Origin of the sequence: Streptococcus sp. HMSC062H02 (genome assembly GCF_001813005.1) — a bacterium.
GTDB classification, from domain to species: domain Bacteria; phylum Bacillota; class Bacilli; order Lactobacillales; family Streptococcaceae; genus Streptococcus; species Streptococcus oralis_S.
In genome coordinates this window covers 151,650-176,117 of the sequence record NZ_KV811134.1, presented here as the reverse complement: position 1 = coordinate 176,117, position 24,468 = coordinate 151,650, and the positions used below count along the sequence as shown (strand labels likewise).

At 41.3% G+C, this 24,468-nt stretch carries 21 protein-coding genes and 1 other annotated feature; of the genes, 19 read left to right on the top strand and 2 right to left on the bottom strand.

What is annotated here, in order from left to right:
• The first annotated feature begins 35 nt into the window (after window positions 1-35).
• The 19 genes from HMPREF2885_RS09275 (at window position 36) to HMPREF2885_RS09185 (ending at window position 20,837) form a co-directional block, all read left to right on the top strand.
• Window positions 36-1,184 (top strand): PDDEXK family nuclease, encoded by a 1,149-nt coding sequence (locus HMPREF2885_RS09275; RefSeq protein ID WP_000202644.1) that lies wholly within the window; start codon window positions 36-38, stop codon window positions 1,182-1,184.
• Between the two features lie 76 nt (window positions 1,185-1,260).
• The gene (locus HMPREF2885_RS09270; RefSeq protein WP_000495874.1) at window positions 1,261-2,217 is read left to right on the top strand and encodes a competence protein CoiA; all 957 of its coding nucleotides are present in this window, start codon (window positions 1,261-1,263) and stop codon (window positions 2,215-2,217) included.
• A gap of 18 nt (window positions 2,218-2,235) precedes the next feature.
• Window positions 2,236-4,038, top strand: a complete 1,803-nt coding sequence (pepF, locus tag HMPREF2885_RS09265) for an oligoendopeptidase F (RefSeq protein WP_070657880.1) — start codon at window positions 2,236-2,238, stop codon at window positions 4,036-4,038.
• 1 nt (window position 4,039) lies between these two features.
• Complete coding sequence (locus HMPREF2885_RS09260; protein WP_080702645.1) at window positions 4,040-4,753, top strand: O-methyltransferase; 714 nt, start codon at window positions 4,040-4,042, stop codon at window positions 4,751-4,753.
• A 67-nt stretch (window positions 4,754-4,820) separates the two neighbouring features.
• Window positions 4,821-5,762, top strand: coding sequence for a peptidylprolyl isomerase PrsA (prsA, locus tag HMPREF2885_RS09255; protein ID WP_000728082.1), 942 nt, complete (start codon window positions 4,821-4,823; stop codon window positions 5,760-5,762).
• Between the two features lie 187 nt (window positions 5,763-5,949).
• Window positions 5,950-7,173: a cell division peptidoglycan polymerase FtsW gene (gene ftsW, locus HMPREF2885_RS09250; protein WP_000703343.1), complete on the top strand. Its 1,224-nt coding sequence runs from the start codon at window positions 5,950-5,952 to the stop codon at window positions 7,171-7,173.
• A gap of 23 nt (window positions 7,174-7,196) precedes the next feature.
• The gene (gene ppc / locus HMPREF2885_RS09245; protein WP_049549992.1) at window positions 7,197-9,893 is read left to right on the top strand and encodes a phosphoenolpyruvate carboxylase; all 2,697 of its coding nucleotides are present in this window, start codon (window positions 7,197-7,199) and stop codon (window positions 9,891-9,893) included.
• Between the two features lie 96 nt (window positions 9,894-9,989).
• Window positions 9,990-10,205 (top strand) — a binding site (T-box leader).
• Between the two features lie 117 nt (window positions 10,206-10,322).
• The gene (trpX, locus tag HMPREF2885_RS09240; protein WP_000792187.1) at window positions 10,323-11,318 is read left to right on the top strand and encodes a tryptophan ABC transporter substrate-binding protein; all 996 of its coding nucleotides are present in this window, start codon (window positions 10,323-10,325) and stop codon (window positions 11,316-11,318) included.
• Window positions 11,319-11,383: 65 nt separating this feature from the next.
• Window positions 11,384-12,250 (top strand): ABC transporter permease, encoded by an 867-nt coding sequence (locus HMPREF2885_RS09235; protein WP_000637255.1) that lies wholly within the window; start codon window positions 11,384-11,386, stop codon window positions 12,248-12,250.
• The gene (locus HMPREF2885_RS09230; RefSeq protein WP_000125429.1) at window positions 12,247-13,005 is read left to right on the top strand and encodes an ABC transporter ATP-binding protein; all 759 of its coding nucleotides are present in this window, start codon (window positions 12,247-12,249) and stop codon (window positions 13,003-13,005) included. The genes HMPREF2885_RS09235 and HMPREF2885_RS09230 overlap by 4 nt, the downstream gene beginning before the upstream one ends.
• A gap of 196 nt (window positions 13,006-13,201) precedes the next feature.
• Complete coding sequence (gene dnaG, locus HMPREF2885_RS09225) at window positions 13,202-14,962, top strand: DNA primase (protein ID WP_049549993.1); 1,761 nt, start codon at window positions 13,202-13,204, stop codon at window positions 14,960-14,962.
• 2 nt (window positions 14,963-14,964) lie between these two features.
• Complete coding sequence (rpoD, locus tag HMPREF2885_RS09220; protein ID WP_049549994.1) at window positions 14,965-16,074, top strand: RNA polymerase sigma factor RpoD; 1,110 nt, start codon at window positions 14,965-14,967, stop codon at window positions 16,072-16,074.
• 14 nt (window positions 16,075-16,088) lie between these two features.
• Window positions 16,089-16,418, top strand: a complete 330-nt coding sequence (locus HMPREF2885_RS09215) for a metal-sulfur cluster assembly factor (protein WP_000331930.1) — start codon at window positions 16,089-16,091, stop codon at window positions 16,416-16,418.
• Between the two features lie 112 nt (window positions 16,419-16,530).
• A complete protein-coding gene (locus HMPREF2885_RS09210) occupies window positions 16,531-17,574 on the top strand; it encodes a glycosyltransferase family 4 protein (RefSeq protein WP_049549996.1) in 1,044 nt (347 codons plus the stop codon).
• 8 nt (window positions 17,575-17,582) lie between these two features.
• The gene (locus tag HMPREF2885_RS09205; protein WP_049500621.1) at window positions 17,583-18,908 is read left to right on the top strand and encodes a glycosyltransferase family 4 protein; all 1,326 of its coding nucleotides are present in this window, start codon (window positions 17,583-17,585) and stop codon (window positions 18,906-18,908) included.
• Between the two features lie 20 nt (window positions 18,909-18,928).
• Window positions 18,929-19,117, top strand: coding sequence for a PspC domain-containing protein (locus HMPREF2885_RS09200; protein WP_000735788.1), 189 nt, complete (start codon window positions 18,929-18,931; stop codon window positions 19,115-19,117).
• Window positions 19,118-19,146: 29 nt separating this feature from the next.
• Entirely contained in the window at window positions 19,147-19,281 is a 135-nt protein-coding gene (locus HMPREF2885_RS09195; protein WP_000863851.1) for a DUF4044 domain-containing protein, read from the top strand.
• Between the two features lie 71 nt (window positions 19,282-19,352).
• Complete coding sequence (gene obgE, locus HMPREF2885_RS09190; protein ID WP_070657878.1) at window positions 19,353-20,663, top strand: GTPase ObgE; 1,311 nt, start codon at window positions 19,353-19,355, stop codon at window positions 20,661-20,663.
• 9 nt (window positions 20,664-20,672) lie between these two features.
• A complete protein-coding gene (locus tag HMPREF2885_RS09185; protein WP_000502578.1) occupies window positions 20,673-20,837 on the top strand; it encodes a hypothetical protein in 165 nt (54 codons plus the stop codon).
• Window positions 20,838-20,872: 35 nt separating this feature from the next.
• On the opposite strand, the gene HMPREF2885_RS09180 is transcribed toward HMPREF2885_RS09185, so the two are convergent.
• Window positions 20,873-21,343 carry an arginine repressor gene (locus HMPREF2885_RS09180; protein WP_001043019.1) on the bottom strand — a complete coding sequence of 157 codons (471 nt, stop codon included), beginning with the start codon at window positions 21,341-21,343 and terminating at the stop codon, window positions 20,873-20,875.
• 524 nt (window positions 21,344-21,867) lie between these two features.
• Window positions 21,868-24,150 carry a Xaa-Pro dipeptidyl-peptidase gene (locus HMPREF2885_RS09175; RefSeq protein WP_049550414.1) on the bottom strand — a complete coding sequence of 761 codons (2,283 nt, stop codon included), beginning with the start codon at window positions 24,148-24,150 and terminating at the stop codon, window positions 21,868-21,870.
• Window positions 24,151-24,468 lie beyond the last annotated feature (318 nt).

Here is a 24,468-nt window from a genome sequence, read left to right as displayed (position 1 = left end):
CAGCGCAAGAAAGTCTTTATGATGGAGGTGGTCGAATGACGAGTCTTTTGGTGGAATTGTATGATCGGCATGTATTGGAAAAGAATGTCTACCAAGCCTTTATCAGTGATTGTGACGAGATTCTCTTTCTTTCTTTGACAAAAATAAGCAATGAAGAGAAAGTCTCCCTCCGTCAGTTTATTCTTGATGAGGTGCACCATATCCAACGAGTGACCTTTCGTCAGCTAACTTTAGAACAATTAACAGATCAGTTAGATTATTGCCTAGCAGGTTACGACCAAGTCCTTCTCGATGTTTTTGGCGGGGATTCACTACTAGCCTTATCTCTCTATCAATATGGCTTGGATCGGCAGCTCCCCATCGTTGCCATGGATGTCGAGCGGGGAAAACAATACAAGTGGGTAGCCGGTCAGTTAGAAAAAGAAGACTTGGACATTCCAACCCTAAGCATCCAACAGCTGATAGCCTTGCGTGGTGGAAAAATGCTCAAATCAAAACGCCCTATCCACTCAGATCAGCAAATTGCAGCCATTAAAAAGCTAGCCAGCTCTGCTATTTCCAATCCTGCTCACTGGTATCAAGTGACCCAATTTTTCTCTCTAGCTAAGACCAATGACCTGCATGCTGAGACAGAAAAGATACTGGAAAACAATGGCAGGTATTATCACTATCCAAAATCCCTTATTCCTTTACTTGTGGAAGCAGGAATGCTTTGTATTGAAAGCGAAGACAAGAAACGAGTAGCATACAGCTTTCCAAGTCAAGAAGCTCAAGTTTTTTGCCGCAACAAGGGGCATATTTTAGAGGTGTATCTTTATCTCTTGGCGCTGGAATCGCAGCTGTTTGATGAGTGTATGATAGGCGGTGAGATTGATTGGAATGGCATCTTTCCAGAGGCGGACAATGTTCAAAATGAGATTGATGTCATTCTGAGAAAGGGACGCTCGATTACCTTTATCTCTTGCAAGATGACAGATTTATCAGTTGAAGCCATTAACGAACTAGAAGTCTACGCCAATCATTTTGCTGGGGAGAGTTGCCTCAAGTTGATTGTTTGTACGGGAAAAATCAATCCAGCTTATGCCAATCGTTGTCAGGAATACGGCGTGCTGGTCATTAGAAGTGAGCAGATTCCTAATCTCATTCCCATGCTAAAAAAATATTCTAAGAGACAAAAAAGATAAGAAATAGTATCATGAAAGGCTGGAAATCCAGCCTTTTTCACTTCTTTTTCGAATAAATGAGAAAAGGAGGTAGACCATGTTTGTAGCCAGAGATGCCAAGGGAAAATTGGTAAATGCACTCGAAAAAGACGTGACTAAGCAAGATTATACTTGTCCAGCCTGTGGAGGCGGACTACGATTACGTCAAGGACAGAGCATTCGAACGCATTTCGCTCATGAATCTTTAAGAGATTGTATGGCTATTTTTGAAAATGAAAGTCCAGAACACTTGGGCAATAAAGAGGCTCTCTATCACTGGGCCAAGAAGGACAATCAGGTCGCCTTAGAATACAGTCTGCCCGGGATCCAGCAGGTTGCGGATGTTCTCGTCAATGAGAAACTAGCTCTGGAGGTTCAGTGTAGCCCCTTGTCTCAAAAGCTTTTAGGTCATAGAAGTCAAGGCTACCGTAGCCAGGGCTATCAGGTTATCTGGCTACTGGGAGAAAAACTCTGGTTAAAAGAGCGACTTACACAACTTCAAAGGGGATTTCTCTATTTTAGTCAAAATATGGGATTCTATGCTTGGGAACTAGATCTCAAAAAGCAAGTTTTAAGACTCAAATATCTTCTGCATCAGGACCTACGTGGCAAGCTTCATTTTCAGGTCAAAGAATTTCCCTATGGAAAAGGAAATCTCTTGGAAATTCTACGATTTCCTTATCAGAAACAAAAAATGCCTCGTTTTGCAGTTTTTCAAGATTCAACTATCTGTCACTACATTCGCCAACAGTTGTACTACCAAACGCCTTACTGGATGAAGAAGCAAGAAGAGGCCTATCATCAAGGAGACAATCTATTAAACCGTCAACTAGACGACTGGTATCCTCAAGTCAAGCCGATAGAACCAGGAGATTTTTTGCAGATTGAAACGGATTTGACTAGCTATTATAGAAATTTTCAGGCCTACTATCAAAAAAATCCGAAAAATAATCGCCAAAAGCTCTACCCACCAGCCTTTTATCACTTATATTTCTCAAAAAATATGGTAAAATAGAAAGGATGGAGGAAACTTATGGTATTACAACGACATGAAATAATTGAAAAAGATACATGGGATCTTTCGACAATCTACCCAACAGACCAGGCTTGGGAAGAAGCCTTGAAAGATTTAACTGAAAAAGTACAAACAGCATCTCAGTATGAGGGACATCTCTTGGATAGCGCAGACAGTCTACTTGAGATTACAGAATTTTCACTTGATTTGGAACGCCAAGTTGAAAAGCTTTATGTCTATGCACATATGAAAAATGACCAGGACACGCGTGAAGCCAAGTATCAAGAGTACTATGCTAAGGCAATGACCCTATACAGTCAGTTAGAACAAGCCTTTTCATTCTATGAACCTGAGTTTATGGAGATTAGCGAAGAGCAGTATGCGGCCTTCCTAGAAGCTCAACCAAAACTCCAAGTTTACAAACACTTTTTTGACAAGCTCTTGCAAAAGAAAGACCATGTTCTTTCGCAACGTGAGGAAGAATTGTTGGCTGGAGCAGGAGAAATTTTTGGCGCAGCTAGTGAAACTTTCGCCATCTTGGATAATGCAGATATCACCTTCCCATATGTCCTTGATGACGAAGGCAAGGAAGTGCAACTCTCACACGGTACTTACATCCGTTTGATGGAGTCTAAAAACCGTGAAGTGCGTCGTGGTGCCTATGAAGCCCTTTATGCGACATATGAGCAATTCCAACACACTTATGCTAAGACTTTGCAGACAAATGTTAAGGTGCAAAACTACCGAGCAAAAGTTCGCAACTATAAGAGTGCTCGCCATGCGGCCCTCGCAGCAAATTTTGTTCCAGAAAGTGTCTATGACAATCTAGTAGCAGCAGTTCGCAAGCATTTGCCACTCTTACATCGTTACCTTAAACTTCGTTCTAAAATCTTGGGGATTTCAGATCTCAAGATGTATGATGTCTACACACCACTCTCGTCAGTAGATTATAGCTTTACCTACGAAGAAGCCTTGAAAAAGGCAGAAGAAGCTTTGGCAGTTTTAGGTGACGACTACTTGAGCCGTGTTAAATTTGCCTTCAGTGAGCGTTGGATTGATGTCTATGAAAACCAAGGCAAGCGTTCTGGTGCCTACTCTGGTGGTTCTTACGATACCAATGCCTTTATGCTTCTCAACTGGCAGGACAATCTAGACAATCTCTTTACCCTTGTCCATGAAACAGGTCACAGTATGCACTCAAGCTATACTCGTGAAACCCAGCCTTATGTTTACGGGGATTACTCTATCTTTTTGGCGGAGATTGCCTCAACCACAAACGAAAATATCTTGACAGAGAAATTGTTGGAAGAAGTAGAAGACGATGCAACTCGCTTTGCTATTCTCAATAACTTCCTAGACGGTTTCCGTGGAACAGTCTTCCGTCAAACTCAATTCGCTGAGTTTGAACACGCCATCCACCAAGCAGACCAAAATGGAGAAGTCTTGACAAGTGATTTCCTCAATAAGCTCTACGCTGACCTGAACCAAGAGTACTATGGACTCAGCAAGGAAGACAATCCTCAGATCCAATACGAGTGGGCACGCATTCCACATTTCTACTATAACTACTATGTTTATCAGTATTCAACTGGTTTTGCAGCTGCTTCAGCCTTGGCTGAGAAGATTGTCCATGGTAGTCAAGAAGACCGTGACCGCTATATAGACTACCTCAGGGCAGGTAAGTCAGACTATCCGCTCAATGTCATGAGAAAAGCGGGAGTGGATATGGAAAAAGAAGACTATCTCAACGATGCCTTTGCAGTCTTTGAACGCCGCTTGAACGAGTTTGAAGCCCTTGTTGAAAAATTGGGACTAGCTTAAGATGGTAGAGTCTTATAGTAAAAATGCCAACCATAACATGCGTCGTCCCGTCGTCAAGGAAGAAATCGTAGAACTCATGCGCCAGCGTCAAAAGCAGGTGACAGGTTCCTTAAAAGAATTGGAGACCTTCGCTCGCAAGGAAAACATTCCCATTATTCCCCATGAAACAGTTGCCTACTTCCGTTTTCTCATGGAAACTATGCAACCTGAGAACATTTTGGAGATTGGAACGGCAATTGGCTTTTCTGCCCTCCTGATGGCGGAACATGCGCCAGATGCTAAGATTACAACCATTGACCGTAATCCTGAGATGATTGGCTTTGCCAAGGAAAACTTTGCCCAGTTTGACAGTCGTAAGCAAATCACCTTACTTGAAGGTGATGCTGTTGATGTTTTATCTACTTTGACAGAAACATATGATTTTGTCTTTATGGATTCGGCCAAGTCAAAGTATATCGTCTTTCTGCCTGAAATCCTTAAACATTTGGAAGTCGGTGGAGTGGTGGTCTTGGATGATATTTTCCAAGGAGGAGATGTTGCCAAGGACATCATGGAAGTCCGCCGAGGTCAACGCACCATTTACCGTGGTTTGCAAAGACTTTTCGACGCAACTTTGGACAATCCAGGTCTAACAGCAACTCTAGTTCCACTTGGAGACGGCATTCTCATGCTAAGAAAAAATCTAGCAGAAGTAGAGCTTCCTGAGAGCGAATGATTTTCAGAAAAATTTAAGAAATTATAGTAAAATAGATAAGGTAACACTTACCGTAAAAGGAGTAAAAATGAAGAAAAAACTTATGGCAGGAGCCATCACACTTTTATCAGTAGCAACACTTGCAGCTTGTTCAAACAGTTCTGAAGGAAAAGATTTGATCAGCATGAAGGGCGATGTGATTACAGAGCATCAATTCTTTGAAGAAGTAAAGAACAATCCAACTGCGCAACAAGTCTTGCTCAATATGACCATCCAAAAAGTATTTGAACAACAATATGGATCAGAGGTAACGGATAAAGATGTGGATGACGCCGTTGCTGAAGAACAAAAGAAATACGGCGATAGCTACAACAGCGTGCTTCAACGTGCAGGTATGACACCTGAGACTCGTAAAGCTCAAATCCGTACCAGCAAATTGGTTGAATTAGCGGTTAAGAAGGCTGCAGAGAGTGAGTTGACAGACGAAGCCTACCAAAAAGCTTTTGAGTCTTACACACCAGATGTAACAGCTCAAATCATCCGTTTGGATAATGAAGACAAGGCAAAAGAAGTACTTGAGAAAGCTAAAGCAGAAGGTGCGGATTTTGCTCAGTTGGCAAAAGACAACTCTAACGACGACAAAACAAAAGAAAATGGTGGAGAAATCACTTTTGACTCTGCTTCAACAGAACTTCCAGAACAAGTCAAGAAAGCAGCCTTTGCCTTGGATGTGAACGGGGTTTCTGATGTGATTACAGCTACTGGAACACAAGCCTACAGCAGTCAGTTCTACATCATCAAAGTAACGAAGAAAACAGAAAAATCTTCTAATATAGAGGATTACAAAGAAAAATTGAAGACCATCATCTTGACTCAAAAACAAAATGATTCAGCCTTTGTTCAAGGAGTAATTGGTAAAGAATTGCAAGCAGCAAACATCAAGGTTAAAGACCAATCATTCCAAAACATCTTCACCCAATACATCGGTGGTGGTGACTCAAGCTCAAGCAGCAGTTCTTCATCTAACTAAGTAAGCAAAAAACAAATCTCAAAAGAGATTTGTTTTTTTATACCTGATACGAGAAAATGAGTAAAATTCGAAGGATTAAAGGATAAGAGTTTTTTTCTTTCTGAAAAAGTGGTATAATAGCAATCAAAACTAGAAAATAAAACGGAATTGGGAACAGAAGCGTCTGTTCCTATTAGAGTGGTGAAATATGAAAATTAGTAAAAGGCACCTACTAAACTATTCCATTTTGATTCCTTACTTCCTTTTATCGATTTTGGGGCTGATTGTGGTATACTCGACAACGAGTGCAACCTTGATCGAAGAAGGGAAAAGTGCCTTTCAATTGGTGCGTAACCAGGGGATCTTCTGGATAGCTAGTTTGATTCTGATTGCCTTAATCTATAAATTAAAATTAGGTTTCCTAAGAAACGGACGTCTCATCTTTATCGTAATGATTGTGGAGATGGTTCTTTTAGCTCTGGCGCGACTGGTCGGAACACCTGTCAATGGAGCATACGGATGGATTTCTGTAGGACCTGTAACGATTCAACCTGCTGAGTACCTTAAGATTATCATCATCTGGTACCTGGCACATCGATTTTCAAAACAACAAGATGAGATTGCGGTTTATGACTTCCAGGTTTTGACACAGAATCAGTGGCTACCTCGAGCTTTTAACGACTGGCGTTTTGTTCTGCTAGTTCTGATTGGTAGCTTGGGAATTTTTCCAGACTTGGGAAATGCGACCATCTTGGTCTTGGTGGCGCTCATCATGTATACGGTTAGTGGGATCGCCTATCGTTGGTTCTCGACCATTCTGGCTCTCTTGGCAGGGAGCTCAATGTTAGTCTTGTCTGTCATTCGCTTTGTTGGGGTTGAAAAGTTTTCTCAAATTCCTGTATTTGGTTACGTTGCTAAACGTTTTAGTGCCTTCTTTAATCCCTTTAATGACTTGGCGGGTGCAGGACACCAGCTCGCAAATTCCTACTATGCAATGGTAAATGGAGGCTGGTTCGGACTGGGACTAGGGAATTCTATCGAGAAGCGTGGTTATCTGCCAGAAGCCCATACGGATTTTGTCTTTTCGATTGTCATCGAGGAGTTTGGATTCGTAGGAGCCAGTATGATTTTGGCTTTACTCTTCTTCTTGATTTTGCGAATCATCTTGGTTGGTATTCGAGCAAAGGATCCCTTTAACTCCATGGTTGCTATTGGTGTCGGAGGGATGATCCTTGTTCAGGTCTTTGTCAATATCGGTGGGATTTCAGGATTGATTCCTTCTACAGGGGTAACCTTCCCCTTCCTTTCACAAGGTGGGAACAGTCTCCTGGTATTATCAGTAGCCATCGCGCTTGTACTAAACATTGATGCCAGCGAAAAACGTGCCAAACTTATCAGAGAATACGAGAATCAAACCGATGAAAGTCTGTAAGGATTGAATGGAAAGGAAAGTATATGTCTCTTCAAAAATTAGAAAACTATAGTAATAAAGCAGTTGTCCAAGAAGAAGTCTTGATTCTGACGGAGCTATTAGAAGATATCACAAAAAATATGCTAGCGCCAGAAACCTTTGAAAAGATTATCCAGTTGAAGGAATTATCAACTAGCGAGAATTATCAAGGGCTCAATAACCTAGTGACCAGTCTTTCGAATGAAGAAATGATTTACATTTCACGCTATTTCTCTATCCTTCCACTTTTGATTAATATCTCTGAGGATGTGGATTTGGCCTATGAAATCAATCACCAAAACAATGTGGACCAAGACTATCTAGGAAAACTATCTACAACGATTAAGATGGTAGCTGAAAAAGAAAATGCAGCCGAAATTTTAGAAAAGTTAAATGTCGTTCCTGTCTTGACCGCTCATCCAACGCAAGTACAACGCAAGAGTATGCTGGATTTAACCAACCACATCCATACGCTCTTGCGCAAGTACCGTGATGTCAAACTCGGCTTGATTAATAAAGAAAAATGGCACACAGATCTCCGCCGTTATATTGAAATTATCATGCAAACGGACATGATTCGTGAGAAGAAATTGAAAGTAACCAACGAAATCACCAACGTGATGGAGTATTACCAAAGTTCTTTCCTGAATGCTGTTCCGCGTTTGACAGCTGAGTATAAAAAATTGGCTAAAGAACAAGGTATCGAGCTTGAGCATCCAAAACCGATTACTATGGGGATGTGGATAGGAGGAGACCGTGATGGAAATCCTTTCGTAACAGCGGAAACTCTCAATAAATCAGCCTTGACTCAGTGTGAAGTCATCATGAACTACTATGATGAAAAGATTTATAATCTTTACCGTGAATTTTCACTTTCAACCAGTATCGTGAATGTCAGCGACAAGGTCCGTGAGATGGCGCTGAAGTCACAAGATAACTCGATTTATCGTGAAAAAGAACTCTATCGTCGTGCTCTTTTTGACATCCAAGCTAAGATGCAGGCTACCAAGGCTTATCTCATTGAAGACAAGGATCTTCAGCCAAGATATGCCACTGCAGATGAATTCTATCAAGATTTGTTGGCCATTCGCGATTCTCTCCTTGAGAATAAGGGAGAATACCTGATTTCAGGAGAATTTGTCGAGTTGATGCAAGCTGTCGAAATTTTTGGTTTCTACCTTGCTTCTATTGATATGCGCCAAGACTCTAGTGTTCATGAAGCCTGTGTAGCTGAATTGCTAGCATCTGCTGGTATCAATGATCACTATAGCGATCTATCTGAAGATGAAAAATGCGCACTCCTCTTAAAAGAGTTGGAAGAAGATCCTCGTATCCTCTCAGCGACTCATGCTGAAAAGTCAGAACTGCTTGAAAAAGAACTCTCTATCTTTAAAGCTGCGCGCAAATTGAAGGATAAACTAGGTGAAAATGTCATTCGTCAAACCATCATTTCTCACGCAACCAGTGTATCTGATATGCTAGAGCTAGCCATCATGCTCAAGGAAGTCGGCTTGGTAGATGCCCAAAAAGCCCGCGTTCAGATTGTTCCCCTCTTTGAAACGATCGAAGATTTGGATCACTCAGAAGAAACCATGAGAAGATATTTCTCTCTTCCTTTGGCTAAAAAATGGATTGCTTCAAAAGACAACTACCAAGAAATCATGCTTGGCTACTCTGATAGTAACAAGGATGGTGGTTACCTATCCTCATGTTGGACTCTCTATAAAGCGCAACAACAACTGACTGCTATTGGGGATGAATTTGGCGTTAAGGTTACTTTCTTCCATGGTCGTGGTGGTACTGTGGGTCGTGGTGGTGGACCAACTTATGAAGCTATCACATCTCAACCACTCAAGTCTATCAAGGACCGCATCCGTCTGACTGAGCAAGGAGAAGTCATTGGAAACAAATACGGTAACAAAGACGCTGCCTATTATAACCTTGAAATGCTGGTTTCTGCAGCCATTAACCGTATGATTACCAAGAAGAAGAGTGATACTAATACGTCGAATCGTTACGAAGCTATTATGGACCAAGTAGTAGACCGTAGTTATGATATCTACCGTGATTTGGTCTTTGGAAATGAACATTTCTATGACTATTTCTTTGAATCAAGTCCAATCAAGGCTATTTCAAGCTTCAATATCGGTTCGCGTCCAGCAGCTCGTAAGACCATCACTGAAATCGGCGGTTTGCGTGCTATTCCTTGGGTCTTCTCATGGTCACAAAGCCGTGTCATGTTCCCTGGGTGGTATGGTGTGGGATCAAGCTTTAAAGAGTTTATTGATCAAGATCCAAAGAATATCGAGTTCCTTCGAGACATGTACCAAAACTGGCCTTTCTTCCAATCTTTGCTTTCCAATGTAGACATGGTCTTGTCTAAGTCTAACATGAACATTGCTTTTGAATATGCCAAGCTCTGTGAAGACGAAGAAGTACAAGCTATCTACTACACTATTTTAGATGAATGGCAGTTGACTAAGGACGTTATTTTAGCTATCGAAGGTTATGACGAACTCTTGGCAGAAAACTCTTATCTAAAAGACAGTCTAAACTATCGTATGCCTTACTTTAATATCCTGAACTACATCCAGTTGGAGTTGATCAAACGTCAACGTCGCGGCGAATTGTCAGCAGACGAAGAAAAACTGATCCATACAACTATCAACGGAATTGCAACTGGTTTGCGTAATTCAGGCTGATATTCTACAAACTTCCTCCTTTTTCAAGGGGAAGTTTTTGAATTGTTTAAAAAATTCTAAAAATAAGCTTGACAAGTAGTTGAAAAATGATATAATTTAAACATTCAGAAAGTAATCATGCTCATTTTATAGAGAGTCTGTGGTTGGTGAAAGCAGATAGATGAAATTGATGAAATTGGGCTGAATGTACTTAAGAATTTGAAATCATAAAAATTCGGTGAGCACACCTTACAGTGCAACTCGTTATTGCGAGAAAGAGCGATAGGGATATTCCCTATAATTGAGGTGGCACCGCGCATCGACGTCCTCACACAAGTTTTTTGTGTGAGGACTTTTTCTATTAGGAGGATGATGATGGAATTTAAACGATGGCGTCGCTTGTTTTGTTGAAAAGAGCATTATACAAGTGATTTAAAAGGAGAAAGAAAAATGAAAAATAAACGTTTGATTGGAATTGTCGCTGGATTAGCAGTATTGGTGGTGGCTAGCTTGATTTATTCATCTATGAATAAGCCATCAGCTAAAGAAGAGCAAAAGGTTGCTAAGGTTGGTGTCCTTCAATTTGTTAGTCACCCATCCTTGGACTTGATTTACCAAGGGATTCAAGATGGACTAGCTGAAGAAGGCTATAAGGACGACCAGGTAAAAATCGACTTTATGAACTCTGAAGGTGATCAGAGCAAGGTTGCAACCATGAGTAAACAATTGGTTGCTAATGGAAACGATGTTGTTGTTGGGATCGCGACACCAGCGGCTCAAGGACTCGCTAGTGCTACAAAAGACCTACCAGTTATCATGGCTGCTATTACAGACCCAATCGGTGCTAACTTGGTCAAAGACTTGAAAAAACCAGGAGGCAACATCACAGGGGTATCAGACCACAACCCTGCTGAACAACAAGTAGAGTTGATAAAAACTCTCACACCAAATGTCAAAACAATCGGAGCTCTTTACTCAAGTAGCGAAGATAACTCAAAAACACAGGTAGAAGAATTCAAGGCTTATGCTGAAAAAGCAGGTTTGACAGTCGAAACATTTGCCGTTCCTTCAACAAATGAAATTGCTTCAACAGTCAATGTTATGACAAGCAAGGTCGATGCAATTTGGGTTCCAATTGACAATACCATTGCATCCGCATTCTCAACAGTTGTTTCAAGTAATCAAACAGCTAAAAAGCCAATCTACCCAAGTGCCACGGCCATGGTAGAAGCAGGTGGATTAGCATCTGTAGTAGTTGACCAACACGATCTTGGAGTGGCTACTGGTAAAATGATTGCCAAAGTTTTGAAAGGTGAAAAACCAGCTGATACGCCAGTTAATGTCTTTTCAACTGGTAAGTCAGTGATTAATAAAAAACTAGCGCAGGAACTTGGTATTACCATTCCTGAGTCCGTTCTAAAAGAAGCGGGACAAGTGATTGAATAAAGATAAAGGAGGAGCTGGACACATCTCCTCCCATTTTTACTAAAGAAAGAAATGAGTGAAAGATTATGATAGTATCCATTATTTCTCAGGGAATGGTCTGGGCGATTTTAGGTTTGGGAATCTTTATGACTTTCCGAATTTTGAATTTCCCTGATATGACTACTGAAGGTTCTTTTCCTCTTGGGGGAGCAGTAGCTGTAACCTTGATAACACAGGGAGTCAATCCGTTTTTGGCGACCTTAGCTGCAGTAGGTGCGGGCTGTCTAGCTGGAATGGCGACGGGTCTTTTGTATACTAAAGGAAAAATCCCAACCCTCTTATCAGGGATTCTGGTCATGACTTCTTGTCATTCCATCATGCTCATGATTATGGGACGTGCCAATCTGGGGCTTCTTGGAACCAAACAAATTCAGGATGTCTTGCCTTTTGATTCAGACCTTAACCAACTCCTGACTGGATTAATCTTTGTAGCTCTTGTTATTGGCCTTATGCTCTTTTTCCTTGATACCAAACTAGGTCAAGCCTACATCGCTACAGGTGACAATCCCGATATGGCTCGTAGCTTTGGTATCAATACGGGACGTATGGAACTCATGGGTTTGGTTCTCTCAAATGGGATTATCGCGCTTGCAGGGGCCTTAATTGCTCAACAAGAAGGATACGCGGATGTCTCTCGAGGAATTGGCGTGATTGTCGTAGGGCTTGCTAGCTTGATTATTGGTGAGGTTTTGTTCAAGAGTTTGACCCTGGCAGAGCGACTCATGACCATCGTCGTTGGCTCTATCGCTTATCAGTTCCTCGTTTGGGGAGTTATTGCTCTTGGGTTTAATACAAGTTATCTTCGTTTGTACAGCGCCTTGATTTTGGCAGTTTGCCTTATGATTCCAACCTTCAAAAGCAAATACCTGAAAGGAGTCAAGTTTAGCAAATGACAGCAATTGTAGAATTAAAAAATGCTACCAAAGTCATCACGAATGGCTTTGACGAAGAAAAAATCATTCTGAATGATGTTTCTCTTGAAATTTTCGAACATGATTTCATTACCATCTTAGGGGGAAATGGAGCGGGGAAATCAACGCTTTTTAACACGATTGCAGGTACCTTACCTTTAACAAGTGGAAGTATCCGTATCATGGGGGAGGACGTGACGAATTTTTCACCTGAAAAGCGGGCTAAGTACTTGTCTCGCGTCTTTCAGGATCCTAAGATGGGTACGGCTCCCCGTATGACAGTGGCGGAAAATCTCTTGATTGCCAAGTTTCGTGGTGAGAAGAGAGGACTCCTGCCTAGAAGGCTTTCAAGCCATAGGGAAGAGTTCCAGACTACCATTGAAAAGGTTGGAAATGGTCTTGAAAAACATCTGGACACTCCTATTGAGTTTCTTTCAGGTGGACAACGTCAGGCCTTGAGTCTCTTGATGGCAACTTTGAAACGACCAGAGTTGCTCTTGTTGGATGAACACACAGCAGCCCTTGACCCAAAAACAAGTGTGGCATTGATGGAATTAACAGATGACTTTGTCAGCAAAGATCATCTAACAGCCTTGATGATTACCCACCATATGGAAGATGCACTGAAGTATGGAAACCGTCTGATTGTCATGAAGGAAGGTCGCATCATCCAAGACCTCAATAAAGAAGAAAAAGCTAAGATGAAAATTTCAGACTACTATCAATTATTTGAATAGATGAGTGAAGTAATCATCAAAAAATAGTGAAAATTAACTTAGAAACATGGAAGTGTTTCTGAGTTTTTTATCACCTCTTTCTATCTAGAAAAATAAGGCAAAGAGAATTACGGAAAGCGTATGAAATGGTTTACTTTTTTTCAGAAATAAGCTATACTAGTTTACGTGAAACTATGATAAGATGGAGGTATTGTGTATGGTTGACAAGCAAGTCATTGAAGAAATCAAAAACAATGCCAACATTGTGGAAGTCATAGGTGATGTGATTTCTTTACAAAAGGCTGGACGGAACTATTTAGGGCTCTGTCCTTTTCATGGTGAAAAGACCCCTTCTTTCAACGTTGTGGAAGACAAGCAGTTTTATCACTGTTTTGGCTGTGGTCGTTCAGGAGATGTCTTTAAGTTTATCGAAGAATACCAAGGTGTGTCCTTCATGGAAGCCGTTCAGCTCTTAGGAGAGCGCGTCGGTATTCAACTAGCTACGCCGGTACAGTCTCGTCCCCAACAAACTTCCCCTCATCAAGCTCTATACGATATGCATGAAGAAGCTGCCCGTTTTTACCATGCCATCCTCATGACGACAAAGATGGGAGAAGAAGCAAGGGCTTATCTCTACAAACGCGGATTGACAGATGATGTTCTGAAGCACTTCCAGATTGGACTAGCTCCAGCAGAGAGAACTTATCTCTATCAACGTTTGGCTGACAAGTTTGAGGAAAAGGATTTATTGGATTCGGGCTTGTTTTATCTGTCAGATGGTAATCAATTTTATGATACTTTTTTTGGACGAATCATCTTTCCTTTGACCAATGACAAGGGGCAGGTTATTGCATTTTCAGGTCGTATCTGGCAAGAAACGGATAGTCAGACTGCCAAATATAAAAATAGCCGCTCGACTGCAATTTTTAACAAGAGCTACGAATTGTATCATCTGGACAAGGCAAAAAAGGGAACAGGTAAGATTACAGAGCTCTATCTGATGGAAGGCTTCATGGATGTGATTGCAGCCTACCGTGCTGGTATAGAAAATGCTGTAGCTTCCATGGGAACAGCCTTAAGCAAGGAGCATGTTGATCACCTCAGACGCTTTACCAAAAAAATTGTTCTCAGCTACGATGGCGACAAGGCAGGGCAGACAGCAACAGCCAAGGCTCTAGAGGAGTTAAAAGACTTCTCAGTTGAGGTTGTTCGAGTACCTGATGCCATGGACCCAGATGAGTATTTGCAAAAGAATTCTGCTGAAGACCTGGCTTACCTTTTAACCAAGACTCGGATTAGTCCCATAGAGTTCTATATTCACCAGCTCAAGCCGGAAAATAGTGATAACTTACAGGCGCAAATCGAGTTCATTGAAAAGATTGCCCCCCTAATCGCCAAAGAAAAGTCTATCACTGCCCAGAATTCTTATATCCACATTCTGGCGGATAATCTACCTTCTTTTGATTACCAGCAGGTGGAGCAGATTGTAAATGAAAGTCGCATTGTTCAAAGGCAGGAAAGAGTCAAAGAGGAGCAACCTCCAGCAGCGATTAGTTTACCTGTAACGCGGCAACTGAGAGCAGTCATGAGAGCAGAGGCTCATCTCCTTTATAGGATGGCTGAGAATCCAGTTGTTCTAAATGACTACCGATTAAGAGAAGATTTTTTCTTTGATACCCCAGAATTTCAAATTCTTTACGAATTATTAAGTGCAGAGGGAGAAATCGGATCAGAGGAACTGTCTCATCAGACTCCTGAGGTTGAAAATGCCTGGTACCACGTGCTTAGCTTGGATTTGCCAGCTGAGATGTCGCCTCAAGAGCTAGCGGAAGTCGAAGCGACTCGTAACCGTGCCCTCCTCAGCAAGGACAATTTAAGGATTAAAAAGAAAGTGCAGGAAGCTAGTCATGTAGGAGATACAGACACAGCCTTGGAAGAATTGCAACGATTGATTTCCCAAAAGAGAAGAATGGAGTAATAATGGCAACAAAACAAAAAGAAGTAACCACATTTGATGTGCAAGTAGCAGACTTTATCCGTAACCACAAAAAAACAGGAACAGCAACAGATGACGAAATCAATTCAAGTCTGGTTATTCCGTTTGCCCTTGATGCAGAAGGCATTGAAGACCTTTTGCAACGGATTCAGGATGCTGGAATTTCTATCACAGATAACGAAGGAAATCCAAGCGCGCGTGTTCTTAGTGCAGAAGAAGAACCAGAACTCAGTGATGAGGACTTGATTGGCTCAACTTCTGCCAAGGTTAATGACCCAGTCCGTATGTATTTGAAGGAAATCGGGGTTGTTCCTCTCTTGACTAACGAAGAGGAAAAAGAATTGGCCTTAGCAGTTGAGGCTGGTGATATTGAAGCCAAACAACGTCTTGCAGAAGCCAACCTTCGTTTGGTGGTTTCGATTGCTAAGCGCTACGTAGGGCGTGGCATGCAGTTTCTTGACTTGATCCAAGAAGGAAACATGGGCTTGATGAAGGCTGTTGACAAGTTTGACTATTCAAAAGGATTCAAGTTTTCAACTTACGCAACTTGGTGGATTCGTCAGGCGATTACCCGTGCCATCGCTGACCAAGCCCGTACTATTCGTATCCCTGTCCACATGGTAGAAACCATTAACAAGCTTGTCCGTGAACAGCGGAATCTCCTTCAAGAATTGGGACAAGATCCAACTCCTGAACAAATCGCTGAGCGTATGGATATGACACCTGACAAGGTCCGCGAAATCTTGAAAATTGCTCAAGAACCAGTATCACTTGAAACACCGATTGGTGAAGAGGACGATAGCCATCTTGGGGACTTTATCGAAGACGAAGTAATTGAAAATCCAGTAGACTACACAACTCGAATCGTTTTGCGCGAGCAGTTGGATGAAGTTTTGGATACTCTCACAGACCGTGAAGAAAACGTTCTGCGCCTTCGTTTCGGGCTAGATGATGGGAAAATGCGTACCCTTGAAGATGTTGGTAAAGTCTTTAACGTGACTCGTGAGCGTATCCGTCAGATTGAGGCCAAGGCTTTGAGAAAATTGCGCCAACCAAGTCGCAGCAAACCCCTTCGTGATTTTATTGAAGACTGAGAGTGAGGAATAACATGGCTTATACAGAAGAGCAAATTGAAACGATCAAAACACGCATTTTAAATGCTTTGGAAGAAGTCATCGACCCTGAGTTGGGGATTGATATTGTCAACCTAGGTTTGATTTATGAAATTCGTTTTGATGGTGAAACAGGTCATACTGAAATTGATATGACCTTGACAACTATGGGCTGCCCACTGGCTGACCTTTTGACAGACCAGATACATGATGCGATGACAGATGTGCCTGAGGTAACCAATACCGAAGTTAAATTGGTCTGGTATCCAGCTTGGACAGTTGAAAAAATGAGCCGATACGCGCGTATCGCCCTAGGAATTAAATAAAGACTAAAAAAATGAGAGAGACGATTGGAAAATAGGATAATTTTATCCTTTTTCCAATCGTCTCTTCTTTCTTTTGCTGATTTTCTGGAAATAAAATGGTATAATGAAAGGTATGGAAAACGAAAAATTGCGTATTAATATGCTAAGCTCAAGTGAAAAAGTAGCTGGTCAAGGAGTGTCAGGAGCATATCGAGAATTGGTTAGTCTCCTTCACCGCGATGCTAAAGACCAGTTGATTGTTACAGAGAATCTTCCTGTAGAGGCAGATGTAACTCATTTTCACACCATTGATTTCCCTTATTATTTATCTACTTTCCAAAAGAAACGCTCTGGGAGAAAAATTGGCTATGTGCATTTTTTGCCTGATACGCTTGAGGGGAGTTTAAAGATTCCATTTTTCCTAAAAGGAATTGTCAAACGCTATGTTTTTTCCTTTTACAACCGAATGGAACACTTGGTGGTGGTCAATCCCATGTTTATCGAGGATTTAGTGGCTGCTGGTATTCCGCGTGAAAAAGTAACTTATATTCCAAATTTTGTAAACAAAGATAAATGGCATGCATTACCAGCTGAGCAAGTTGCACAACTCCGGAAGGAAATGGATCTCGCGGAAGATCAGTTTGTCGTAATCGGTGCGGGTCAGGTTCAGAAACGTAAAGGGATTGATGACTTTATCCGTCTTGCTGAGGAATTGCCAGAAATTACCTTTATCTGGGCAGGTGGTTTTTCATTTGGTGGGATGACAGATGGTTATGAACGCTACAAGAAGATAATGGACAATCCACCTGAAAATCTTATTTTTCCTGGAATTGTGTCACCCGAACGGATGCGGGAACTTTATGCTATGGCGGATCTGTTCTTGCTACCAAGTTATAATGAATTATTCCCTATGACCATCTTAGAGGCCGCTAGTTGCGAGGCTCCGATTATGTTAAGAGATTTGGATCTATATAAGGTTATTCTTGATGGGAATTATCGTGCTACAAGTGATGTTTCCGAGATGAGAGAAGCAATCCTAGAATACAAGAATGATTCTGAAGCCTTAAAAGACTTGAAAGAAAAAGCTTGCGAGATCTCCAAAGAGTACTCTGAGGAGCATTTGTTGGAAATCTGGTTAAAATTTTATCGAGAACAGGCTGCTTTGGGCAAAAAGTGAGGTAATTTATGCGAATTGGTTTATTTACAGATACCTATTTCCCTCAGGTTTCCGGGGTCGCGACTAGTATTCGGACTTTGAAAACTGAGCTTGAAAAGCAGGGGCATGCAGTTTTTATCTTTACAACAACAGATAAAGATGTGAACCGCTACGAGGATTGGCAAATTATTCGCATTCCGAGTGTCCCTTTCTTTGCGTTTAAGGATCGACGATTTGCCTACCGAGGTTTTACAAAGGCGCTTGAAATTGCCAAGCAGTATCAACTCGATATTATTCATACCCAGACAGAATTTTCTCTTGGTTTGTTAGGAATTTGGATTGCGAGAGAATTGAAAATTCCAGTTATTCATACCTACCATACCCAGTATGAAGACTATGTGCATTACATTGCTAAGGGCATGCTAATTCGTCCGAGTATGGTAAAATATTTGGTGCGTGGCTTCCTTCATGATGTAGATGGCGTGATTTGCCCTAGTGAGATTGTTCGTGACCTTTTATCTAAATACAAAGTCAAGGTTGAAAAGCGTGTCATCCCAACTGGAATTGAGCTGGCTAAGTTTGAACGACCTGAGATCAAAGAGGAAAACTTACTAGAGCTTCGTTCGAAGTTAGGTATTCAGGAAGGCGAGAAAATGCTGCTGAGCCTTTCTCGTATCTCCTTTGAGAAGAATATCCAAGCAGTCTTAGTCGCCTTTGCACAGGTTTTGAAAGAAGAAGAAAAGGTGAAGTTGGTTGTTGCTGGAGACGGACCTTATCTGGACAGTCTGAAAGAACAAGCAGGGAAATTAAACATACAAAAACATGTGATTTTTACAGGTATGATTGCTCCCAGTGAGACAGCCTTGTACTATAAAGCAGCTGATTTCTTTATTTCAGCATCTACGAGTGAAACTCAGGGTTTAACCTATCTAGAAAGTCTAGCCAGTGGAACGCCTGTTATTGCTCATGGCAACCCCTATCTTGAAAATCTGATCAATGATAAAATGTTTGGGACCCTCTACTATGGAGAACGAGAGCTTGCAGGAGCTATCCTTGAAGCATTGATTGCTACTCCTGATATGTCTGAACAAAATTTGGCGGATAAGTTGTACGAGATTTCGGCTGAAAATTTTGGGAAACGAGTTCATGAGTTTTACCTTGATGCCATTATCTCAAATAACTTTGAACATGAGCTACATGATGGACAGCCTGTCACTCAGCGCTTTTTAAAAACGATTCTCTATCTACCTCAACAGGCTGTTACAAGCCCAGTAAAAGAATCCAAGCGTATTTTAAGAGCGTCTCGAAAACAATTGTCTAGCATCAGAGATTATTGGAGAGACGAATTCAAATAATAGAATAAGAGGAAGAAAAAATGAAAAAATTAATGAGAAGCGGAAAAGATCAAAAAATTGGTGGAGTATGCGCAGGAGTTGCTCATTATTTTGATATTGATCCAACAATTGTTCGTGTCATTTGGGCTGTTCTTGCATTTTGTTATGGGACAGGAGTCCTTGCTTATATCATTTTATGGTTGATTGCACCAGTTTCATCAGAGTATTAAATTAGAATTATATAGAAAAAGGAGAAGTTATGGCTTTTGGAGATAACGGAAAACGCAAAAAAACATTGTTTGAAAAGGTGACGCTTGTTGTCGTGCTCATCATGTTGTTTGTAACCCTTGCTGGTATCTTTGCAACTGCGCTTGGAGCTTTCAGTAGATTCTAAGCAAGCTATGAGGATAGAAACAATAACTAATGACTGGGTTCTCCCCAGCCTTTTTAAAGTGAGAAGAAAATATGAGTATGTTTTTAGATACAGCCAAGATTAAGGTCAAGGCTGGTAATGGTGGCGATGGCATGGTTGCCTTTCGCCGTGAAAAATATGTCCCTAATGGCGGTCCTTGGGGTGGTGATGGTGGACGTGGAGGTAACGTTGTTTTCGTGGTAGACGAAGGCTTACGTACCTTGATGGATTTCCGCTATAACCGTCATTTCAAGGCTGATTCCGGTGAAAAAGGAATGACCAAAGGAATGCACGGACGTGGTGCAGAAGATCTACGTGTTCGCGTGCCACAGGGGACTACTGTACGTGATGCGGAAACAGGTAAAGTCATCACAGACTTGATTGAACATGGTCAAGAATTTATCGTGGCTCATGGTGGTCGAGGTGGTCGTGGAAATATCCGTTTTGCCACTCCAAAAAATCCTGCACCTGAAATCTCTGAGAATGGAGAACCAGGACAAGAACGTGAGTTGCAACTGGAATTGAAAATCTTAGCAGATGTTGGTCTAGTCGGTTTCCCATCTGTCGGAAAGTCAACTTTGCTTAGTGTCATCACTTCAGCTAAACCTAAGATCGGTGCTTACCACTTTACGACGATTGTCCCTAATTTAGGTATGGTTCGTACGCAGTCAGGTGAATCTTTTGCAGTAGCAGATCTTCCAGGTTTGATTGAAGGTGCTAGTCAAGGTGTTGGTCTTGGAACCCAGTTTCTTCGTCATATCGAACGCACTCGAGTTATTCTCCATGTCATCGATATGTCAGCTAGCGAAGGACGTGATCCTTATGAGGACTACCTTGCTATCAATAAGGAATTGGAATCCTATAACCTTCGTCTCATGGAACGTCCACAGATTATCGTGGCCAACAAGATGGATATGCCTGAAAGTCAGGAAAATCTGAAAACTTTCAAGGAAAAGTTGGCAGCAAACTACGACGAGTTTGAGGAACTCCCAGCCATCTTCCCAATTTCTGGTCTGACCAAGCAAGGCTTGGCTACACTTTTGGACGCGACAGCCGAGTTGTTAGACAAGACTCCAGAATTCCCGATTTATGATGAATCCGATATGGACGAAGAGGCTTACTATGGCTTTGACGAGGAAGAAAAAGCCTTTGAGATTAGTCGTGATGATGATGCGACATGGGTACTTTCTGGTGAAAAACTAATGAAACTCTTTAACATGACCAACTTTGACCGTGACGAATCGGTCATGAAGTTTGCCCGTCAGCTTCGTGGTATGGGGGTTGACGAAGCCCTTCGTGCACGTGGCGCCAAAGATGGCGACTTGGTCCGCATCGGTAAATTTGAGTTTGAATTTGTAGACTAGGAGATTGATATGGGAGATAAACCGATATCATTCCGAGATGCAGATGGCAATTTTGTTTCTGCAGCAGATGTGTGGAATGAAAAGAAACTAGAAGAATTGTTTAATCGTCTCAATCCTAAACGTGCTCTTCGATTGGCGCGTACAAAGAAAGAAGAAACACAGTCAAAGAAATAAAAAATTCCCGTGATCTTTTAATCACGGGATTTGTTTTATTCACTAAAGAAAAATGGCGGCGCATATTTTTTAAGACTCTCAAAACAAGCCTGCGCTTTTGCAGCATCTTCACAGATAATCATGCAGACATCGTCTCCACAAAGGGTTGCAACGACATCTGGAAAAGCCAAGGAATCAATTACAGATCCAAATGATTGGGCTAAACCGGGTAAAGTTTTCAAAATAACTTGGTGTTGCACCGGACGCAACATAACAAGAGCATCTTCCATATAATTTTCAAGACGTTTTTCCCATTTGGAGATAGAGCCTGTATTTAGCACATAGTAAGAATTATCCTCTTCGCGCACTTTTGAAAGGTTCATAGTTTTGATATCGCGTGATAAGGTAGCCTGAGTAACTTGGATATCATTTTCCGCTAATAAGGCTTGTAATTCAGCTTGCGTATGGATTTTGTTTTTTGAAACGAGGGCGCGGATAAGTTGGTGTCTGTGTTCTGATTTGTTCATAAAGTAAGTACTCCTTTTAAAAGGTACAGTAAGCGTGGACTGAACGAAAACGTCAGTCGGGTGGTAGGCGGTATTGTCACGTATGATGATTTTAAAGTCAGTAGGATAAAGAACTAGATGGAGAGATTCTCCTTCTTTTAACTTTTCACTAGTTGGGTGCAGATAAACTGGGTAGCGATTCGTTCATCACCATTGATGTTCTTTAATGACAGTGTATCATCCAATAAGCGTAGCATTTTGTCACGGCGTTTTGTGAATTCACTCTAAATGTTAATTCACAGTGATTTCCAACATGTGGTCTAGTAGCGTGTATGATAAATGGTTACACATGTTGGTTAGGGGTGTTAGTATCTTTTGTCCAAGTTCTATCTAGGGGCTTCTAAAATGCTTTCAGATGAACTGGATTTGATACAAAGTTTATGTTTGATTCGACTGTTCAAGTGGAAAACTTTGGTTATAGGAAGTTCAATGGTCAAATTCATTGACTTTTCCTTTGAATCCTTCCATATTGAAAGTCTGGTAGATTATACCTTTTGACAAGGTAGGATAAGACTAGACTGTGCTAAATCAACAGTCAACTGATAGTCTGTATTATCTCGAATTGTAATCTCAAAGTCTGTGGTGTAGAGAACCAAACGGAGAGTATCTCCTTCTTTAAGTTTGTAGATAGTTGGTTGAAGCTCTAGCTGGAAGTCCATCCATTCATTTGGTTGGATTTCTTCAATCGTCAAGAGATTGGTTCGATTTTGAAGATTAAGGTAACCTTTGGTGATGACACGTTGGGCACTTGGATTGAATGGCAGTTCGCAGAGATTTTCTAACATGTGGTAACGACCATTATCAATGGTTCTAGCACTTAAAACAGCTGGATAAGGCTGCAGATATTTCTTTTGTCCAAGTTCTAGCAGTTGGGCGGATAATAAGCCCTTGTTCGTACTCGATTTGACACGAAGTTTCAGCGCCACTCGCCCATTTAAGTGAAGGTCTTGACTTACTGGAAGGTCAATGGTGATCTGATTGGCTTTACCTTGGTAAAGTTCGGTGTTGAAGATCTGGTAAGTTTTTCCATAACGATCAAAATCTTTTTGATCATACTGGTTTTGAATCACTTTTTCCTCATTACCGAGAGAGAAGGTATGCAGTTCATCCTGTTTGCCAAAGTTATCAAGGCCTTGCCATCTTTGCGGTGCGATATTGTCCTGCCATATAACAGTCGGAAGTTGATAGCTTGAGTCAAGTCCTAGCAATTTCATACTTAACAAGGCATTCATGGACTCTCGGAAGTCAATCGACTGCCAGTTGTTCATATAGACATGGGCACCATGATGGAAAAAGAGGTGCTTATTGATATGGCTAGGAAGGGCATGAAACATCTGGTAAACATGAAGAGGTTTGACGTTCCAATCCTGGGAACCATGCGTAAAGACGACCTCGGCTTGAACCTTGTGAGCATTGAGCAGATAGTTGCGGTCATGCCAAAACTGATTGTAGTCACCAGTCTTGCGATCGAGTTTCTCTTTAACTTTTTCTAAGTCTGCTTGATGAGCTTCATTGCCACGAATATAGTCACCAGCTTGGAGGTTGCGGGAGTAGGTCAGTTCAGCAAGTGAGTCAAAATCCTCACCTGGATAGCCCCCTGGGCTGGTCACTAGACCATTTTCCCGATAGTAGTTGTACCAAGAGGAAATACCTGCTTCTGCGATGATCACTTCCAAGCCATCAACACCAGTGGTGGCGAGACCATTGGACATGGTACCTAGATAGGAAATTCCTGTTGTTGCGACTTTGCCGTTTGACCAGTCAGCCTTGACTTGGCGCTTGCGCGTGTGGTCCGTGAAAGCACGACAACGACCATTGAGCCAATCAATGACATTTTTATAAGCTTCAATCTGCTGGTAGTCCCCATTGGTCATGAGACCTTGAGAATCTTTGGTTCCAACACCTGATACATAGAGATTGGCAAATCCACGTGGGAGGAAGTAGTCATTGAGTGTATATGAGCTATTGATATGAGATAGCTTTTCCTCAGCTTCTGAGACGACTTCTGCTTGACCATGAGGTTCGACTAAATTCAGCTTGGGCTCCTCAAGTTCAATGGTGTGGGGCGGTTTGACCTCAAGCTCTCCCTCCATTTTGTAGAGAGCCTTGTCACTGGCTTTATCGTTGGTCCCTTGGTGATAAGGGCTGGCAGTCATGACTGAAGGAATCTGTCCATCATAACGCGGGCGAATAATGCTGACCTTGACTAAGTCAGGGAGTCCGTCTTTATCAGTATCCAAACGGCTCTCGACATACACGACTTCACGAATGACATCATGAGTAGAGAAGGTTGCCAAGCTCTTACCGTTAAAGTAGTGGTAGTGATTATCTTCTGAAATGAGTCCATCACTAACAAGTTGATCGATGAGCGTATTTCCTTTTTTCGTTCTCGTATTGAGTAACTGATAAAGATTTTCAATGAGATCTCCATAAACAATAGGAAAACCAGTTTCTTTACGAAACTGTTCGGCATCCTCAAAGTCAACAAGATAGCTAAATCCTAAAAGTTGAAAAACTACTGTGTAGAAAATCTCCGCAGTTAACTCACGGTCTGACTGGAAAAAAGTTACTAAATCTGTTTCTTTATCCGCAGCCAAAGTCGACAAGGCATAATCCGTGTCAGAATAAGTGAAAAAACTCCAACGAATGAAGTCTTCAAACTGTCTTTTTAAGGACAGTTGGGGTGACAGCTTTAGACCAAGACCTTCTAATTCTGCAAATCGTTGAGAACTAGTGGTTGGTTGATAGCTGAATTGATTAAAACGCATGTTTCTCTCCTTTGAAAACAGACTGGATTTATTATATCAAAAAAGAGGGAAAAATGGAATAAATAAACTTAAATGAAATAAATTTCTTAAACCAGCATATCTATTTGGTAAGTTATTATAAAATGCTGAATAAATACCATAGAAGTAAGCCTTTTTCTAGAGATTTTTATATGTAAAACTGCATATAACTCCTATCTTTATTATTCTTCGTTTGGTATAAATATATCTAAATTTACATTTAAAACTATTATATAATATTAATTTTTTATTTTCTTCCTTTGAAAAATGAAGAATTTAACAGTAAGAAGAGAAGAAGTT

What these genes read in the sequence shown, in the direction of transcription:
- HMPREF2885_RS09195 (WP_000863851.1), top strand. Translation starts at nt 19,147, where the DNA reads ATGGCTTTTGGAGATAACGGAAAACGCAAAAAAACATTGTTTGAAAAG.
- rpoD (WP_049549994.1), top strand. Translation starts at nt 14,965, where the DNA reads ATGGCAACAAAACAAAAAGAAGTAACCACATTTGATGTGCAAGTAGCA.
- HMPREF2885_RS09215 (WP_000331930.1), top strand. Translation starts at nt 16,089, where the DNA reads ATGGCTTATACAGAAGAGCAAATTGAAACGATCAAAACACGCATTTTA.
- HMPREF2885_RS09205 (WP_049500621.1), top strand. Translation starts at nt 17,583, where the DNA reads ATGCGAATTGGTTTATTTACAGATACCTATTTCCCTCAGGTTTCCGGG.
- prsA (WP_000728082.1), top strand. Translation starts at nt 4,821, where the DNA reads ATGAAGAAAAAACTTATGGCAGGAGCCATCACACTTTTATCAGTAGCA.
- HMPREF2885_RS09270 (WP_000495874.1), top strand. Translation starts at nt 1,261, where the DNA reads ATGTTTGTAGCCAGAGATGCCAAGGGAAAATTGGTAAATGCACTCGAA.
- pepF (WP_070657880.1), top strand. Translation starts at nt 2,236, where the DNA reads ATGGTATTACAACGACATGAAATAATTGAAAAAGATACATGGGATCTT.
- HMPREF2885_RS09175 (WP_049550414.1), bottom strand. Translation starts at nt 24,150, where the DNA reads ATGCGTTTTAATCAATTCAGCTATCAACCAACCACTAGTTCTCAACGA.
- HMPREF2885_RS09210 (WP_049549996.1), top strand. Translation starts at nt 16,531, where the DNA reads ATGGAAAACGAAAAATTGCGTATTAATATGCTAAGCTCAAGTGAAAAA.
- HMPREF2885_RS09185 (WP_000502578.1), top strand. Translation starts at nt 20,673, where the DNA reads ATGGGAGATAAACCGATATCATTCCGAGATGCAGATGGCAATTTTGTT.
- dnaG (WP_049549993.1), top strand. Translation starts at nt 13,202, where the DNA reads ATGGTTGACAAGCAAGTCATTGAAGAAATCAAAAACAATGCCAACATT.
- HMPREF2885_RS09200 (WP_000735788.1), top strand. Translation starts at nt 18,929, where the DNA reads ATGAAAAAATTAATGAGAAGCGGAAAAGATCAAAAAATTGGTGGAGTA.
- HMPREF2885_RS09180 (WP_001043019.1), bottom strand. Translation starts at nt 21,343, where the DNA reads ATGAACAAATCAGAACACAGACACCAACTTATCCGCGCCCTCGTTTCA.
- ppc (WP_049549992.1), top strand. Translation starts at nt 7,197, where the DNA reads ATGTCTCTTCAAAAATTAGAAAACTATAGTAATAAAGCAGTTGTCCAA.
- obgE (WP_070657878.1), top strand. Translation starts at nt 19,353, where the DNA reads ATGAGTATGTTTTTAGATACAGCCAAGATTAAGGTCAAGGCTGGTAAT.
- HMPREF2885_RS09275 (WP_000202644.1), top strand. Translation starts at nt 36, where the DNA reads ATGACGAGTCTTTTGGTGGAATTGTATGATCGGCATGTATTGGAAAAG.
- HMPREF2885_RS09230 (WP_000125429.1), top strand. Translation starts at nt 12,247, where the DNA reads ATGACAGCAATTGTAGAATTAAAAAATGCTACCAAAGTCATCACGAAT.
- ftsW (WP_000703343.1), top strand. Translation starts at nt 5,950, where the DNA reads ATGAAAATTAGTAAAAGGCACCTACTAAACTATTCCATTTTGATTCCT.
- trpX (WP_000792187.1), top strand. Translation starts at nt 10,323, where the DNA reads ATGAAAAATAAACGTTTGATTGGAATTGTCGCTGGATTAGCAGTATTG.
- HMPREF2885_RS09260 (WP_080702645.1), top strand. Translation starts at nt 4,040, where the DNA reads ATGGTAGAGTCTTATAGTAAAAATGCCAACCATAACATGCGTCGTCCC.
- HMPREF2885_RS09235 (WP_000637255.1), top strand. Translation starts at nt 11,384, where the DNA reads ATGATAGTATCCATTATTTCTCAGGGAATGGTCTGGGCGATTTTAGGT.